Annotated in this window: 19 protein-coding genes and 1 riboswitch; of the genes, 9 read left to right on the forward strand and 10 right to left on the reverse strand. The window is 60.3% G+C overall.

Annotated elements, in window-relative coordinates; genetic code table 11:
* Positions 1-13: 13 nt before the first annotated feature.
* Positions 14-340, reverse strand: coding sequence for a hypothetical protein (locus FHX08_RS04820; protein WP_132654139.1), 327 nt, complete (start codon positions 338-340; stop codon positions 14-16).
* A gap of 305 nt (positions 341-645) precedes the next feature.
* On the opposite strand from FHX08_RS04820, the gene FHX08_RS04825 reads away from it, so the two are divergent.
* The 3 genes from FHX08_RS04825 (at position 646) to crcB (ending at position 1,777) form a co-directional block, all read left to right on the forward strand.
* The gene (locus tag FHX08_RS04825; RefSeq protein ID WP_132654140.1) at positions 646-855 is read left to right on the forward strand and encodes a cold-shock protein; all 210 of its coding nucleotides are present in this window, start codon (positions 646-648) and stop codon (positions 853-855) included.
* Between the two features lie 124 nt (positions 856-979).
* A complete protein-coding gene (locus FHX08_RS04830) occupies positions 980-1,150 on the forward strand; it encodes a hypothetical protein (protein WP_165911905.1) in 171 nt (56 codons plus the stop codon).
* A gap of 57 nt (positions 1,151-1,207) precedes the next feature.
* A riboswitch (Fluoride riboswitch) is annotated at positions 1,208-1,269 on the forward strand.
* 76 nt (positions 1,270-1,345) lie between these two features.
* Positions 1,346-1,777 carry a fluoride efflux transporter CrcB gene (gene crcB, locus FHX08_RS04835; protein ID WP_184326897.1) on the forward strand — a complete coding sequence of 144 codons (432 nt, stop codon included), beginning with the start codon at positions 1,346-1,348 and terminating at the stop codon, positions 1,775-1,777.
* Positions 1,778-2,326: 549 nt separating this feature from the next.
* On the opposite strand, the gene FHX08_RS04840 is transcribed toward crcB, so the two are convergent.
* Positions 2,327-2,989 (reverse strand): hypothetical protein, encoded by a 663-nt coding sequence (locus FHX08_RS04840; protein WP_184326898.1) that lies wholly within the window; start codon positions 2,987-2,989, stop codon positions 2,327-2,329.
* 281 nt (positions 2,990-3,270) lie between these two features.
* Here FHX08_RS04840 and FHX08_RS04845 point away from each other — a divergent pair, with 281 nt between their 5' ends.
* Together FHX08_RS04845 and FHX08_RS04850 are read left to right on the forward strand one after the other, a co-directional pair.
* Positions 3,271-4,029: an SDR family oxidoreductase gene (locus FHX08_RS04845; RefSeq protein WP_132654142.1), complete on the forward strand. Its 759-nt coding sequence runs from the start codon at positions 3,271-3,273 to the stop codon at positions 4,027-4,029.
* Between the two features lie 139 nt (positions 4,030-4,168).
* On the forward strand, positions 4,169-4,495 hold the full coding sequence (locus FHX08_RS04850) for a hypothetical protein (RefSeq protein WP_132654143.1): 327 nt from the start codon (positions 4,169-4,171) through the stop codon (positions 4,493-4,495).
* Between the two features lie 38 nt (positions 4,496-4,533).
* On the opposite strand, the gene FHX08_RS04855 is transcribed toward FHX08_RS04850, so the two are convergent.
* The 8 genes from FHX08_RS04855 to FHX08_RS04890 all read right to left on the reverse strand — a co-directional run bounded on the left by FHX08_RS04855 (position 4,534) and on the right by FHX08_RS04890 (position 12,441).
* A complete protein-coding gene (locus FHX08_RS04855) occupies positions 4,534-4,866 on the reverse strand; it encodes an HNH endonuclease (RefSeq protein WP_184326899.1) in 333 nt (110 codons plus the stop codon).
* Positions 4,867-4,973: 107 nt separating this feature from the next.
* On the reverse strand, positions 4,974-5,909 hold the full coding sequence (locus tag FHX08_RS04860; RefSeq protein ID WP_184326900.1) for a sialate O-acetylesterase: 936 nt from the start codon (positions 5,907-5,909) through the stop codon (positions 4,974-4,976).
* A gap of 384 nt (positions 5,910-6,293) precedes the next feature.
* Positions 6,294-6,731, reverse strand: a complete 438-nt coding sequence (locus FHX08_RS04865; RefSeq protein ID WP_132654146.1) for a VOC family protein — start codon at positions 6,729-6,731, stop codon at positions 6,294-6,296.
* Positions 6,732-6,888: 157 nt separating this feature from the next.
* Positions 6,889-8,097 carry a glycoside hydrolase family 172 protein gene (locus tag FHX08_RS04870; RefSeq protein ID WP_184326901.1) on the reverse strand — a complete coding sequence of 403 codons (1,209 nt, stop codon included), beginning with the start codon at positions 8,095-8,097 and terminating at the stop codon, positions 6,889-6,891.
* A 19-nt stretch (positions 8,098-8,116) separates the two neighbouring features.
* On the reverse strand, positions 8,117-8,965 hold the full coding sequence (locus FHX08_RS04875; RefSeq protein WP_184326902.1) for a carbohydrate ABC transporter permease: 849 nt from the start codon (positions 8,963-8,965) through the stop codon (positions 8,117-8,119).
* Positions 8,958-9,911 (reverse strand): carbohydrate ABC transporter permease, encoded by a 954-nt coding sequence (locus FHX08_RS04880; RefSeq protein WP_245508282.1) that lies wholly within the window; start codon positions 9,909-9,911, stop codon positions 8,958-8,960. Before FHX08_RS04880 ends, FHX08_RS04875 begins: the two co-directional genes overlap by 8 nt.
* A gap of 98 nt (positions 9,912-10,009) precedes the next feature.
* Positions 10,010-11,371 (reverse strand): sugar ABC transporter substrate-binding protein, encoded by a 1,362-nt coding sequence (locus FHX08_RS04885; RefSeq protein ID WP_184326903.1) that lies wholly within the window; start codon positions 11,369-11,371, stop codon positions 10,010-10,012.
* A 65-nt stretch (positions 11,372-11,436) separates the two neighbouring features.
* Positions 11,437-12,441 carry a LacI family DNA-binding transcriptional regulator gene (locus tag FHX08_RS04890; RefSeq protein ID WP_184326904.1) on the reverse strand — a complete coding sequence of 335 codons (1,005 nt, stop codon included), beginning with the start codon at positions 12,439-12,441 and terminating at the stop codon, positions 11,437-11,439.
* Between the two features lie 200 nt (positions 12,442-12,641).
* Here FHX08_RS04890 and FHX08_RS04895 point away from each other — a divergent pair, with 200 nt between their 5' ends.
* The 4 genes from FHX08_RS04895 (at position 12,642) to FHX08_RS04910 (ending at position 15,962) form a co-directional block, all read left to right on the forward strand.
* Positions 12,642-13,085, forward strand: a complete 444-nt coding sequence (locus FHX08_RS04895) for an SRPBCC family protein (protein ID WP_184326905.1) — start codon at positions 12,642-12,644, stop codon at positions 13,083-13,085.
* Between the two features lie 135 nt (positions 13,086-13,220).
* Positions 13,221-14,858, forward strand: coding sequence for a PAS domain-containing sensor histidine kinase (locus tag FHX08_RS04900; RefSeq protein WP_184326906.1), 1,638 nt, complete (start codon positions 13,221-13,223; stop codon positions 14,856-14,858).
* A gap of 9 nt (positions 14,859-14,867) precedes the next feature.
* Complete coding sequence (locus FHX08_RS04905) at positions 14,868-15,269, forward strand: PleD family two-component system response regulator (RefSeq protein ID WP_184326907.1); 402 nt, start codon at positions 14,868-14,870, stop codon at positions 15,267-15,269.
* A gap of 171 nt (positions 15,270-15,440) precedes the next feature.
* Positions 15,441-15,962, forward strand: a complete 522-nt coding sequence (locus FHX08_RS04910) for a cytochrome P460 family protein (RefSeq protein ID WP_184326908.1) — start codon at positions 15,441-15,443, stop codon at positions 15,960-15,962.
* The last annotated feature ends 44 nt before the right edge of the window (positions 15,963-16,006 follow it).

Consider the following 16,006-nt stretch of genomic DNA (forward strand, 5'->3'; position numbering starts at 1 on the left):
GTCCTCCTGCGCATCACACTGCCGGCGCGGTGTTGCCCGGCGGCAGGCCTTGGATCGCAAAGCGGCGCTTGACGAATGGATCGGCGACGCCGGGATAGTCGCCGGCGTTCTGAAGCGCTGCCATGAGGATCGTTTCATGGCGGATGCCGCTATCGAACAGCGAAAGGAGTTGTGCTGCAGCGTGCCCGAACAATTTCGGCTCGGCAGCCTGGTCATATCCGGCTCGATCGAGCATACGGATCAGCAGGTTCACATCGTCGTTATCAGGCACGGTTTCGTCGGCCGAAGATATCGGGATTGGGGACATCGGAACTGGATTTAGCGGGGTCGCGGAAGACATTCAGTCCTCCTTCCGGTCGGGGCCAGGGTGTGGATGCCCTTAACCAACAGCGCCCGTGAAAATGGCTGCTGACACGGGCACCATGCGCCCTTTTGCGCGCCTCCACAATAGCCGCCAAATTAATAAAAATAAAATATACCTTGTTCTGAACACAAATGATCCCTATGTTCTGCAAATCGAATTTGCTTCGTCAGCTTCGTTTCTGCGCAAAATGCGCATTGGCTAATCTTTCCTCTCAAGCTCGACCACTTTATCGCCTGCACATAGCGGGCTTGGTAATTCTTTGCGATTGAAAGGAAATCGTTATGAATACTGGTATCGTTAAATTCTTCAACACGGCCAAGGGCTTTGGTTTCATTTCGCTGGTCGACGGCTCGCCGGACGTGTTCGTTCACATTTCGGCTGTCGAACAGTCCGGCATGACCTTCCTGCGTGAAGGCCAGTCGGTCAGTTTCGACCTGGTGCGGGATTCCCGCAGCGGCAAGAACGCCGCGCAGAACCTCGCTTCTGCATAATCAATTGGTTCGCACCTCGCTTTGACCACGGATGTACTGGCACTGCGGTTATGCGAACCCTGGAAAGGTCGGGCTTGCCCCGGCCTTTTTGTTTTCAAGCCCCGTTCTGTTCTGGAGAAAAACAATGACAAAGACAGATGCTGCGACAATTCTTAGACGTGCCGCGCGCCAGGTGGTCAACACCAGCGGCGGCGGACACCTGGGAGGCACCAATTTCGGCCAGGCCTTCGACGCGAAGACATCTTCCGCCAAAGACAAGAGCGACAGAACCCGCAGGCCGCCGCGCGGGAAATAACAGCCTGAGGGGTGGTCGCTCTCCCCTTGCCATTCCACGGCAGTTTGCGCTATAGATCACCCCGATGGGGATGGAGTACCCCCGAAACCGCCCTCAAGGCTGATGACTCCTACCGTGTGCAACCGCGGTGGGAATCTGTCCGAAACCCGCTGCAGGCGGGTTTTTTGTTGCCCGCCCGAGATTTTTGGAGCGAGCATGTCATTTTATACTTGTCTCATCGTCATGGCCGGCGGCGCGCTCGGCACTTTCGCCCGCTACGCCGTCTCTATTCTTGCTATACCCATCAGCCGGGGTTTGCCCTGGGGCACGATCATCATCAATATTACAGGTTCGCTGATGATCGGTTTTTTCAGCACGCTGACACTCGCCAGTGGTCGCTTCCCGATCTCCGATAACATGCGCCTTTTCGTGATCGTGGGCTTCTGCGGCGGCTATACGACCTTCTCTTCCTTCAGCCTGCAGACGCTCGAGCTGTTGCGAATGGGTTCCGTCGTGCGGGCCTGCATCAACGTCGCGGCTTCGATCGTGCTCTGCATCGGGGCAGTGGCCGTCGGCCATTTCGTCGCGACGTGGATCAACAGCGGCGCACCTGATGTGGCGCAGGCGGTGATCGAGGAGCAGGCCTGAGATCAGGGGGAAACAGGCCGACGATCAAGCCGGTCTGTCCTTCCAGCCGGGAAAGATATCGTCATCGACCGAAAGGCACGGGACGCAGATGCAATCGATCCGCCGGGTATGGCGGTCCGGCGGATCGAGCGGCCGTTAATCCCTGTCGCGGTCGGGGCGAGCTACGACAAGGGTTCACGGATTCTATCGATTTTCCGTCGGCATCTCTGCCTGCGGGAAAACCCATGACAGGAGCGATCGATCCACCGGGTATGGCGTCCCGGCGGATCGACCGACCGTTAAATCCCGGTCGTGGTCAGGGCTGAGTGCGACAGGGGTTCACGGATCTCATCAATTTTACCGTCGGCATCACCGACGCCGAGGTGGTCTTGGCCTCGGCGAAGACTACCGAGCTCCGACGGCCAGTATGAGTGCAGACGCCAGCGCAATTTTTCGTTTCGGCGTGCGGATGGCGTCGTGCGGAGGGAAAGAAACTGTTCTGCCCGTGGAAAAGTCCATGACAGGTACATCGATCCGCCGGGTATGGCGGCCCGGCGGATCGAGCGGCCGTCAATTCCCTGCCGTTGTCGGGGCTGTGTGCGACAGGGATTCACGGATCTCGTCGATTTTTCCATCGGCATCACCGACGCCGAGGATGGCCTTGGCTTTATCGAAGGCTGCCGGGCTCAGTTCGCCGGTGCGCGTGGCCGACTCCAGCGCTTTCTCCAGTGCCGCATCGCCCAGGACCGGATCATCGGGTGCGGGTGCGACGCCGTTATCGATTTCAAACTGGGCATAGGCCACGGCATAGGCCGAGATCGCGGTCATCTTCGGATCGGACGTGTTCAAATAGGCCTTATAGCTGCGGTTGAGTGAATTCAGCCCGGCGAGCTCGGCGCGAACGTTCTTTTGCCTGATATCGTCGGTGGTCTTTTTCGCGGTCAGCGATTTCTCGCTGTTCTCTCGGGATTTGCCCTTGCTTTCGCTCTGAAGCGTCGAGCCCCCGGAATGGTCGCCACTTTTTCCGTGACTGCCGCTCTGTCCCCCGCCATTGCTGCTGCCATGCCCGCCGCCGTTTCCTCCACCGTTTCCTCCACCGTTGCCGCCGCCGTTACCGCCGCCATTGCCGCCGTCCTTTGCGAATGCGGCCATATCGAAGCCGGAAATCGTTGCGGGGCTTGAAGCGATGATCATGGAAAGGGCGGCTAGGGACGCCAAGGTTGTTATACGCATCTGTTTCTCCGTCTCGGGGACAGGTTTCGTTTCGTGACGCCGGATTGCCGAATCTCGGAGGCAATCAGGATGAGGAGAATAGTAGCGGGGGAATGCGCCGATAACATCGGACCATGGTCCGGCCGCGGCTGGACTAAGGTCCGTGACGGTATCGAGGCCGAACGAGGAGGGGCGCTCTCACATCGTGTTTGCTTGATTACCTCCAGCCGATCCGGAATCGGGTGGCTGCCGCTTCTCATATTTCCTACCCCTCCGTGATCATCAAAACAGGAGGCTCGGACATGGAACTGGAAGACAAGGTCATCATCATCTCTGGCGCAAGCAGCGGCATCGGCGCCGCCGCTGCCCGGCTGTTTGCGGCCGGCGGCGCGAAGCTCGTGCTCGGCGCACGGCGAGCGCCGAACCTCGCGGCGCTCGTTTCCGAGATCATTGAAAGCGGCGGCACGGCCGTGTCCCTGGCCGGTGATGTGCGCGAGGGCGCCTATGCGCAGGCGCTGGTCGATCGGGCGCTCGATGCCTATGGCAGGCTCGACGGCGCGTTCAACAATGCCGGCGTCGTCGGCGAGATGGGCGCGTTTTCGCAGATGAGTGCCGACAACTGGGAGACGGTGATTTCGACGAACCTGACAAGCGCCTTCTTTGCGCTGAAGGCGCAGCTGCCGGTCATGAAAGCACAGCGCAGCGGCTCGATCGTCTTCACCTCGTCCTTCGTCGGCTATAGCAATGGCGGCTTGCCCGGCATGGGTGCCTATGCAGCTTCCAAGGCTGGACTGATCGGCCTCGTGCAATCGGTCGCCGCCGATCATGCGGCTGACGGCATCAGGATCAACAGCCTGCTGCCCGGCGGAACCATCACACCCGCCGGCGGGGAGAACAACCCTGAATTCCTCGACTATATTTCCGGCCTGCATCCGATGAAGCGGATGGCGGCGGCCGAAGAGATCGCAAAGGCCGCGCTCTTTCTGCTGTCGGACCAGTCAAGCTTCATGACTGGCAGCCCAATGATCGTCGATGGCGGCATGTCGGTGCGGCTGCTCTAGCGGACCTAGCCCCGGGTAGCGTTGTGCCGCCCGGGGATGAGAGTTGGCGGCCGTTCCCAGAGGTCGCCAGCGCTTCACGCCGCGCCCAATTCCTGACATATTTGCGGAAGGACAGCCAACCGTTCGTGGATATTGGGTCATGAACTCGCAAACACGTGAAAAAAGCAACATGCGCGCCCCTACCGGGTCCGTTACAGGGCTTTGCTCTGCGTCCGCCACCATGTTTGCAGTAGGGATGGCCTTTCTGGGTTATTGGGGAGTGTATGAACAGGGGCGCTGGAGTCCGATCGATTATCTTGTGATGGTTGTCGCTATCCTCGGATTTGCCGCACTTGGCTGCGTGCCCTGGATTGTAACGACACCTGTCGCGGAGGAGGAGGCAGACAAAGTCGCCGTCGCCAGGCGAGCGATGGCATTGGGAACGGCGCTCATCTGGATGGCCGTCTGTATTACCGTATTTGCCTGACTTACCCTGCGCGGCGAGTAAGCCAATTCGATCGCCGCTCACTCCCGCCGCCGCTTGCTGGGCTGCGTGCCGTCATAAAAGCCAGGCGGCTTCTTCTTCACCCAGGCGACGAAGGTCTGGATGGCCGGGTGGGTCAGCAGGGCCTCGATCGTGGCATAGGATTGTTCCAGCTCCGCCTCGGAAAACTGCGCATGGATCTGGCGATGGCAGATGCGGTGCAGAACCTGTGTCTCGCGTCCGCCCCGGCTCTTCGGCACGAGGTGATGCTCGTCCCTCTGGTCGGCCGGGACGATCCGGCCGCAGAGCGGGCAGATATCAGGCTCGGGCGCATGATACCATGAGGTGATATCCTGGTTTCGTTTTCGCACCATAGGCGGAGACTAACCGCCGGCCAGGCGGGCGGCAATATCTGCTCACGCCAGCCGTCGCCGTCGGAGGGGCGAAGCTCGCGCAGGCGTGAAAACCGGTTCAGGCAAGACTATCGCGAGGTTTCCAGGCGATCGCCGCGCAGAAGGCTCAGCCAAGCCTGCGACACCTTCTCCGCGCCTGAGCCTCCGATATGGCAATCGTCATAGCGGTCGTCTCCATCGAGCAACGCGTCGGAATTTGCGCCTTCTCGGATACCGTGGCCGCTTTTCGACAGGGCCATCTGCGCCCTTACGATCGCATTGTCCGGGATATGCTCCTTGAAGCCGCCGTTGCTCGGTTCGAGGCATTTCGATGCGATTGAGATATACACGGGTGCCTCGACGCCGTGCTGACGCAACGTGTCGACCATCGACAGGAAACGCTCCTGATAGGCATCCGCAGTGGTGCCGATGACGAGGTCCTTCTCTCCCTGCACCCAGAGGACGCTGGTTATCCGATAACCGGAGTCCTGAAGCTGTTTCACCGTATCGACCAGCACGGGATTGATGTCACCGCCTGCCGCCCATCGTGCGACCTCAGATCCGGAATATGCGAGGGGGGCAATGATGACGCTGTCATTTTGTCCGGATGCGATCAATTTGTTCCCAAGAAGCGTCCAGTACTCTCCCTTGGTATCGGTCGATCCAAGGAGTGGCGAGGCGGCGACGAAGCACCGTTTTCCGAAGGCGTTTACAACACGAGCGCCATAATTCGACCGGTGCCGTTGTCCACCGTCGTTGGCCGCATTCGATTGGCCAAGAACAAGCAAGACGGCCGTTCGGTCAGTTTGAGGCGGGCAGGGCACAGGCGTTTTCGATTCATCGCCGATGAGCCGTTCCTTGTCGTCGAAAGTATAACGGCTTGGAGCCGGCGCCTTCTCTGCACCAGCCATTTTCTTGAGCGCGGAAAGTTGCGGCCAAGGAAAGATCTCATGTCTCGCGCTCATGCCGCCGAGAACGTACATAGCGATCAGGGCGCCCAGGCCGACTGCTATTGTTTTACGCATGTCGTCAACTCGGAAACTCCATCCGGTGACATGGAGCCTACGGACCGATCAAGGCTGCTCCAGCCATGAACGTTCGTTTACGCCAGCCACATCTGCTTGCTCGGGCATGCTCTTCAAAAAAGAGTTCGTCGCGAAGATCGAGCCCCAATCGACGACTATTTCACGTGGGGTCGCCGAAACCCGCTCTAAACTATAGTCCGGACCAGTGATTGCAATCATCCGGATGGGTTAGAGATCGCGCCCGTTTGCAGCAGCAGTTCCATGAAGAATACTCCCGTTGCTGGCTTATGGGCCGACGACCACAGGGCCAGGGAGGCGAGGACAAGGCGGGAGCGGAACGCCGGTTACGGTCGGGGACACCGAGTACCCCGACCGGTCTCGCGCTCAGCCAAGTTCCTCGGCGAGCCCGAGGAGAATGCCTTCCGGCCCACGGATGTAGCAGAGCCGATATACGTCCTGATACTGGACCACTTCGCCGACGAGCTGAGCGCCGCGCGCACGCAGCCTTTGAAGCATCTCGTTGAGATCACTGACCGCGAACATGACACGGAGGTAGCCGAGCGCGTTGACGGGGGCGTTGCGGTGATCTGCGACGACATCGGGGGCGAGGAAGCGGGAGAGCTCGAGCCGGCCGTGTCCGTCCGGTGTGCGCATCATGGCAACCTCGACATGCTGATTGCCCAGCCCGGTGACACGTCCGGCCCATTCTCCCTCGATCGTGGCCCGCCCTTCGAGTTCGAGGCCGAGTTCGCGAAAGAAATCAATCGTCACGTCCAGGTCTTCGACGACGATTCCTACGTTGTGCATCTGCTTGAGCGCCATGTTTCCAATCTCCAAAGTATCGCTTCGATCTACGAGGTGTCGCCTCGTTCCGCAAAGAACGTTCGAGGCAGGCCAATACCGACAGCCATCCACACTTGATCAGCTGCTTTCCACTTCAGAAGCTTGAATCATACACCGCCCCCCGTTTCGAAAAGTCTTAGGAAGCACCGCCCTTCTTTGCGGCCGCTGCAGCGGCATTCCAGTTCTGGTAGGGGCGGCGGAAGGTCGGAATGCGGTCTTCCATCGCGGGCAGGGGATCGAAGGGTTTGTGGGGCTCGGCCTGATACCAGAAGGCGACGGAGGAAATGTCGTCGGAACGGCGGTTGGCGTGGCCGTGCTCGATCGTCACGCGGATGCGCTTTCGGAAGATGGCGGGGTCTTCGAGATGCCAGCGGTAGAGGGTAACCGGCTCGGTCCAGTTCGGGCCGCCAGCTGCGATGATGCCGTGGTAGGGGCCGCTATAATCCTGTGTCGGGCACCAGGCGGTGTTGAAATAGTCCTCGGTGCCGGTGCCGTGCAGGGTGGGAGGCCAGGCGTCGTTGGCGCCCGGGCTGCTTTCGCCGCGCGGCTCGATCAGCGCCGCCTTCGGGCCGATGCGCGGATCGGGTTTTCGCACCGTATCGGGCACGGAAAGACCCGGCTCGCCGTCGATGAAGATCATGTCGTCGCCTTCGCCGTACCAGTCCCAGACATCGGAGCGGCGCCGCGAATAGACGGAAAAGAGCACGCCGACATAGTGGCCGTGGCCTTCGGCTTCGAGGATCGTGTAGTTCTCCTTGCCGTCGGTGGTCTCGCCGCCGAAGAGGAACTGTTCGTTGGTCAGGCCCGCTTCGCTTTGACCCTTGGGGCGCGCCTGGCGGTACTGCGCGTGGAAGCGGCCGAGCCCGTCTTCCAGCCGGTCATGCAGTTCGAGATCGACATAGTAGTAGAAGAGCAGGTCGTGCTCGGCCTCATTGGTGATGGTGAAGCGCATGTGGCTGGCAAAGGGCATCGGGAAATAGCAGTTAAAGGCCTTGCCGTCCTCTGGGCTCGCCTGCATCGGCAGGCTGGCATAATTGCCCGTTTGCGCGTGGCCCATGCCGAAGAAATCGCCGATCGGGGCCTCGATGCTCGGATTGTCCTCGCCATCCCAATAAGCGCGCAGCACGATCTTGCGCAGGAAGCTCTCGCTCTCGCAGGCAAGCGTCGCCCAGATATGAGTGACGATGCCCGCACCCGCATGCTCGGCGATGACGACGGTCTTTCCGGGTTCGATATGCAGCCTGTCGTCATTGCCGCCGGTGCGGTCGTAGCTGGAAAAACGGCGGGTCTTTGCCGTCCTCAGTGTCGCAAGCCCGCGCAGCGGCGATATGCCAGCCTGGGTCATCAATTTCTCCTCTTCGATGTTATTTGAGACCGCTGGTTTTCAGCGAATCCATGATCTGGCGCTGGAAGATGATGAAGAGCACGAGCGTCGGGATGGCGACGATCGTGGAGGCCGCCATCATGTAGTTCCACGAGGCGGAATACTGGCTCTTGAAATTGGCAATCCCGACCTGCACGACCCAGAGGTCGGCCTTGGAGGCGACGGTCAGCGGCCAGAGAAAGGCATTCCAGTTTGCCAGGAAGAACAGGATGGCGAGGGCCGACATGATCGGTCGGCTGAGCGGCAGGATGATGCTCCAGTAGATGCGCCAGTAGCCGGCGCCATCGACGATCGCCGCTTCCTCGATCTCGCGCGGCAGCGACAGGTAATATTGGCGCAGCAGGAAGATCCCGAAGGCATTGAAGATCGACGGCACGATCAGCCCGGCATAGGTGTTCAGCATGCCCATGGCGCGCACGATGACGAAGAGCGGCACGATGATGACGGGTAGCGACACGAGGAATGTGGAGAAGATCGCCAGGAAGATGATCTCGCGGCCGGGAAAGCGCAGGCGCGCCAGCGCATAACCCGCCATCGTATGGAAGAACAGGGCGATGATCGTCACGCTCGCCGACACGAAGAAGCTGTTGGCCATGTAGCGGATGAAGGGCACGCCGGTCAGCACATATTCGAAGTTCTCCAGCGTCGGCTCCGAGGGGATCAGGTTGGGGGAGAAGGCTTCGGCCTGCGTCTTGAAGGCGATCGACACCATCCACAGAAGCGGGAAAAGGATCATCAGCGCCAGGATCGCCGTGATCAGCATCCAGAGGATGCGCACGATCGTCAGCTGCGAGGACGAGGGATAGGCGGAAGAGGGGACGTTACTCATAGTTGAAGCGGCCTCCCTTGGTCATGACGAAGAAGAGCGCGGTCACCAGCATCAGCACGATGACCAGCACCGAGGACATGGCGGCGGCATAACCGAAGGCGCCGAAGGAAAAGGCCTGCTGATAGATGTAGACGATCAGCACCGCGGTGGAGTTGGCAGGGCCGCCCTTGGTCATCACGTAGATGATGTCGAAGGCCTGCGCGCCGGCGACGGCCGCCACCATCGAGACCATCAGCACGAAGAAGCTCGTCGGTTTCAGAAGCGGCAGGGTGATGTACCAGAAGCAGTGGAAGGGGCTCGCGCCATCGATCTTGGCTGCCTCGTAATATTCCTTGGGAATGTCCTGCAGACCGCCGAGAAAGATCAGCATGTAAAAGCCCATCAGGAACCAGAGGCTGACGAAGACCACCGTCAGCAGGGCAAATTGCGGATCGCCGAGGAAGGATATGCCTGACATGCCGAGGAAGGGCGTCAGCTTATTGATGACGCCGATCTTGTCGACCACCATGAACTGCCAGACGACGGCGACGACGACGAGGCTGACCATATGCGGGGCAAAGAACATCGCCCGCATGACCGCGTTGAAGCGGTTGGTCTTCTGCACGAGCAGCGCCAGTCCCAACCCGCAGACATAGAGAAGCGGCACGAGCAGCACGGCATAAAGGGCGGTGACGCGGGCGGCCTGCCAGAAGAGCGGGTCCTTGCCCATGCGCACGAAATTCGCCATGCCGACGAAACGATAGCCGCCGAAGCCATTGACCTCGAAGACCGCCAGCACCAGCGACAGCACCATCGGCAGGCCGAGGAAGATCAAGAGCCCGATCGCATCCGGCAGGACGAAGAGGTAGCCCGCCACCCATTCGCGATGTTTGGCCGACAGGCCCCTCTGCCTGACGGGCTTGCCTTGGTCCGGCTTGTTCTGGTGTGGCCTCATACCCGTGTCCATGTGCAACTCCCTGCCGTGCCGCATCTGTCTTAAGATGCGGCACGGTCATTGTAAGAACAACGCACTAGGTCACTTCCTTCATGTAAAGAAAGAAGCGACTAGAGGATCGGCGCGCCGCTGTAGGAGGCGAGGAACGCGTCGAGCTGCTGGGATGCTGCGGTCGCCGTCTGTTGCGGATCGGCGCCGCCGAGCTGCGTCTGCTGGATGGCATCGGAGATGATCTTGTAGACCTCCGGCGGCACCCGCGGTTCAGCTCTTGTGCCGGGGTGAATATCCTTGGCGAAGGTGCCGATATTCCCCTGTTTGAAAGCATCGCCGCCGGCCTGGAGCGCGCTGTTGCGCGGCGGCATGTCCGACTTTGCCTTGGTGCACCAATCGGCGACGCGCTGGACGGAACCCTTGTCCATCGAGGCGAGCGCCCAGGCGCAGAATTCGGCCGCCGCATCCGGGCTCTTGCCCTTGGCATTGGCAACGAAGGCCCAGCCGCCGCCGACGGTCACGTATTTGCCGTTGGCCGGTGTCGGCAGCTTGAAGACGCCGTATTTGAAATCCTTGGCATTGCCCGCAAGTTGCGAGATGCCCCAGATGCCGACATTCTGGATGGCGCAGTAACCGGCGGCGAGGTTTGCCACCGTGTCGTTGGCGCCATTGCCGAGCACCTGTCGCGGGGCCGCACCGCTTTTGACGGCATCCTGCCAGAATTTCAGGGCCTGGACGGTGGCCGGCGAATCGAAGGCACTCTTGCCGTCCTTGGTCTGGAATTCGCCGCCGCCCTGCCAGAGGAAGGGATACCAGGTGAAGTTCTGGTAATAGCCCGGCGTCGTTTCGAAGAGCACGCCATAGCGGTTCGGCGTCGTCAGCTTCTTGGCGACTTCGAGAAGCTCGTCCCAGGTCTTGGGAACATCGTTCTCGTTGAGGCCGGCTTCCTCGAAGGCCTTGACCGAATAATACATGGCCATCGGCTCGACTTCCATCGGAATGCCGTAGATCTTGCCGTCGACCATGCGGTTGGCAATGACGCTTTCGGGGAAGTCCGCCTTGGTCGCATCGTCGATATGCGGCGTCAGGTCCTGCAGCACGCCGCCATTATAGTAGCGCAGGAAATCGCCCGGCGAGATCAGGAAGATATCGGGGCCTTCGCCTGACGCGAAGGAGGTCGCAAGCTTCGGACCGTTGATATATTCGGTATTCGGAATGTATTCCAGCTCGACCTTCTGGTCGTGGCTGTCGTTCCAGTCGCCGATCATCTTGGTGAACCAGTCGACCTGGCTTTTGACCTGGCCGCCCGGCGCATAGAACTGCCAGAATTTCAATGGCGCGCCTTGGGCGCGCACGGCCATCCGGTTGATATAGGGAAAGCCGGTCAGCCCGGCGGCCATGCCGGCGCCGGTCAAAAGGGCGCCTTTCCGGATCAGTTGTCTGCGGGAAATGCCATTTCCAGGTGTCTTGATATCGGTCATGATTTCCTCCCATTTTGATTGACCTCACAGACCGGCTCCTCTTCCGGCTGCAGGCGGTTTGACATTCATGCGGTGTCGAAAGGCTGCAAGTTGCAGGAGATGATTTCCGAACGCGGCGGTCCGTCGTAGCGTCCCGAAAGACGCTCGAGCAGCATGGCGGTGGCGCGCTCGGCAAGGGCTGCCGGCGGGCGTCCGACGCGGGTCAGGCGCGGGCGCACATATTCGAGCTGCGTCTGGTCGCCGAAGACTGATACCGCCATATCCTGCGGTATCCTGATGCCGCGATCGTAGAATTCGGCAAGGGCGCCCGAGGCCATCAGGAAGTTGGCGAAGAATACCACGGAGGGCAGGGCGTCTTTATGGCGCTCGAGCAGCCATTCCACCGATGCCTGGCCCGACGGGCCGAGATAGCTACCCTCGAAGCGCAGATCCGGATCGGGCTCGACGCCACAATCGCGCAAACCCTGTTCGAAACCTGCCGCACGCGCCATCGCTTCGGCGAAGAAGGACGGGCCGGTGACATGGGCGACGCGTTTGTGGCCCTTCGATGCCAGATATTGCCCCATCAGCCGGCCGCCGCCGAAATCGTCGATCTTCAGGCTGTCGACTGCCTTGTTCGGCAGGTCGCCGATGAAGACGGTCGGCAGGTCGATATCGAGCAGCGCGTCGTGCATGCCATGCAAAGCGAAATCACCGACGATCAGCCCGTCGATGCGGCGGTTGCGGATCTGGCGCAGATATTCGCGCCCATGCTCCTGCGAATGGCCGCCCGGCACGTCGGTATTGAAGATCAGCATGTCGAGGCCGGCCGCCTCCATCTCCGACTGCGCCGTCTTGACGAGCTCGGGATAGAAGGGGTTGCGGATATCTGGGATCAGCATGGCGACCAGATTGGTCTTTCCGGTGCGCAGGCTCTGGGCCTGCGGGTTCGGCACATAGCCAAGCTCCTCGACCGCCGCGAGCACCTTTTCCCGGAGCGCCTGCGACACCCGATCGGCATGATTGAGCACATGCGAGACTGTCGTCCGCGATACGCCTGCCCGTTCTGCCACCTTTGATATCGTGCTCATGTCTGCATCAAAACATACAAAAAATCGATTTGCAAATCGATTTGCAAAATAAAAACGCCTTTGTCATCGTCGCGTTTTCGGGTGTGGGTTTATGATCGGCGAGAGGGCGGCGGCAAAAATTTTCGATTGCCGTGTCGGATCGGCAAGATCAGGTCCGTCCTGGAGGCATTGCCAGACATCAATCCCAAGGAGGAATCATCATGCCGAGTACAATTCGCCTTCACCGCGTCCTGGCGACCTCTCCGGACAAGGTCTATCGCGCTTTCCTGGAAGCCGATGCCGTCGCCAAGTGGCTGCCACCGAACGGTTTTACCTGCACGGTTCATCAGCTGGAGCCAAAGGTCGGCGGGACGCACAGGATGTCTTTCCGCAACTTCACGACCGGCCACAGCCATTCCTTCGGCGGCGAGTATCTCGAACTCGTTCCCGGCGAGAAACTTCACTACACCGACCGGTTCGACGATGCCAATCTGCCCGGCCAGATGGACGTTACCGTGACGCTGACGAAGGTCTCCGTCGGCACCGAACTCCATGTGGTGCAGGCCGGCATCCCGGATCTCATTCCGCCGGAAGCCTGCTATCTCGGCTGGCAGGAATCGCTGCGCAACCTTGCTCGTCTGGTCGAGCCGGAAATCAATCAGTAACCCTCGGCTCGCCGGAGGCGACGAAAGCACCGATGCGCGGGACGAGTTCTATGAAGGAGCTAAAATGCAGCCGCCGCTTCAGTATTCGGTAACGCTCTGGTTGTAAATTCCCCCAATTGAAAAGGGGCGCGCATCGTGAACAGCTTCGAAATGGACCGTGACTTGTCCAGCAGGCCTAGTCTGCAAGTGCCGCATCGTGATCTGTTGAGAGACCTGTTCGAGGATGCGGCAAGGCCGACGATCATCAAGGACGATCAATCGCGCTTCCTTTTCATCAACAGCAAGGCGTGCGAGATGTTCGGCCTCAGGCTCGACGAGATCCTCGGCCGCACGGACGACGACTTCTTGCCGGCCGATGAGGCGGCGCGGGTGCGGGAAGCGGATGCACAGGTACTGGCGACAGGCAAGGCATGCCTGATCGAGGAGGAGATCACGGCGCCGGATGGATCGATCCGGACGTTCCAAACTCATAAGCGGCGGTCCTTCATTCCCACGTCCGAAGGGAAGAAGCCGATCGTCGTCGTCGTTATCTACGATCTTACAGAACTTCGTCACGCCGAGCAGGTTTTAAGGGCCAGCGAGGAACATTACCGGTCGCTGATCGAGCTTCATCCCCAGATACCCTGGGTGGCCGACGCGGAGGGAAACGTCATCGAAGTCGGGCCGGGCTGGCAGGATGCTTCAGGACGCGACGTCGACGAGGCGATGGGGCAGGGATGGCACAGAACCCTGCATCCGGACGACTTGCCTGACGTCGTGAAGACATGGGAGGCGGCGGTCAGGTCCGGGGCGCTATTCGACATGATCTACCGCATCGGAACGACCAAAGGGCGGTATCGGTGGTATCGCAACCGTGCCGCGCCCCGGCGCGATGCCGAGGGCAGGGTTGTTCGATGGTACGGCCTCCTCGAAGACGTCCACGACCGCCAGCTCGCCCTCAAGGCGCTTGAGACCAGCGAGCGCAAGGTGCGCCAGCATCGCGACGAGCTCGAGAAGGTCGTGCAGATAAGAACGGCGGAGGTTCGAGAGAAGAACATCGAGCTCGACCGCCTTCTCCAGCACGAGCGGGAGATCAATGCCCTGCAGCGCCGCTTCGTGGCGATGATCTCGCACGAGTTCAGGACACCGCTGGCCGTCATCGACGGAGCGGCGCAGCGGCTGACGCGGACGAAAGCCGCCGTCACGTCCCAGTTCCTGGAAGACAAGGCCGTGCAGATCAAGGGAGCAGTGGCACGGATGGTAGAGCTGATGGAAAGCATCCTTGCGGCCGGGCGGCTGGAGAAGGGAACCATTGCCATCAACAAGGAGGCCGGCTCGTTGAGTGCCGTGCTTCGCCAATGTATCGCCAGCCGGGCGGAGATCAGCAAGAGCCACACGATCAGCCATGATCTCGGCGCACTGCCGGAGCTGCAGATGATCGACCAGGCGGCGATCGAAAGGGTCTTTTCCAATCTGCTGTCGAACGCGGTGAAATATTCGCCCGCCGGTTCGACCATCCGCGTCACCGGATGGAGGGACGGCAGGCAGGTTCGCGTCAGCGTTTCCGATGCGGGCATCGGAGTCGATGCGGATGATCTGCCGAAACTGTTTGAGCCTTATTTCCGCGCCCGCAGCGCCACCGGGATCGCCGGAACGGGAATCGGCCTCAACATCGTGAAGGAGATCATCGAACTGCACGGCGGATCGATCTCCGTCGAGAGTACGCTGGGGCGCGGCACGACCTTCACGGTCGAGCTGCCGTTCGACGAATGTATTGAAAAACAGTCGGCATAAGAGGAAACAATGATCAGCATTCTCTGTATCGATGACGAGACGGAACTTCGACAGATCCTGGTGGAGGAACTGGAGGATGCCGGCTTCAAGACGCTGCAAGCTTCGAACGGCAGGGAGGGGCTTGAAATGATCGTCTCTCACTGGCCCGATCTCGTCATCTGCGATATTTCCATGCCCGTCATGAGCGGTCATGAACTTCTGGCCGAACTCCAGGTGAACTATCCGGAACTCGCGCGAACGCCGTTCATCATGCTGACGGCGCTGGCCGATCGGGATAATATGCTGTCGGGCCTGCAGGCCGGAGCGGAAGCCTATTTTACGAAGCCGATCGACTTCGATCTCCTGATGGCAAAAATTTCCGGTTGCATCACACGCATCGAAAACGAACGCAGGCTGGGGCAGGGCCTGTAGGGCCTGCCGGTCGGGGTCCACCATATCAAAGTATGATTTCGCCTGCCGGAATATCTGCGAGGATCGCCTCATCGATTACTGCATCGGCCCGAAAATCGGAATCGATTTCGGAAGGCCTGATGCGTTGATTGAAGAGTTAGAGCACGGCGCTCTGATGGCAGGAGAATTTCGATGAAGCGGATTATCGTGGTGTCGCTGGCCGTTGGTCTGGTTACCGGTCTGGTCGGTTACAATGCCGCCGCATCCGGAGGGGCCGATGAGGGGCGCGCGCCGGCCCTGTCTGAACTGCCTGCCGGCTACCGCGACTGGCCGCTGATCACCGTGGCGCACGAGGAAGGCAAGCTCAACGATATCAGAGCCATCCTCGGGAACGATATCGCGATCAAGGCTTTCCGGGAAGGGCCCACTACCTATCCCGACGGCACCATCATCGGACGCCTTGCCTGGGATTATCACCCGCTGGAGGAGAGCAAGGCGGCCTTCGGCGCTCCCCAGTCCTTCGTCGCAGGATTACCCAAGAACGGCGTGCAGTTCATGGTCAAGGATGCAAAGAAGTTCGCCTCGACCGGCGGCTGGGGATATGTCGAGTTCGACAACGGCAAACCCTCCGCGAAAGCAATGCCCGAAGCATGCTTTTCCTGTCACTCCGTCGTCAAGGACCGCGACTTCGTGTTCAGCCGGTACGCACCATGACGGATGGCCGCGAGCGACAGGCTTTTGTTACTGATGCCTTTTTC

The sequence above is a fragment of the Rhizobium sp. BK529 genome, assembly GCF_014194105.1.
Taxonomy (GTDB): domain Bacteria; phylum Pseudomonadota; class Alphaproteobacteria; order Rhizobiales; family Rhizobiaceae; genus Rhizobium.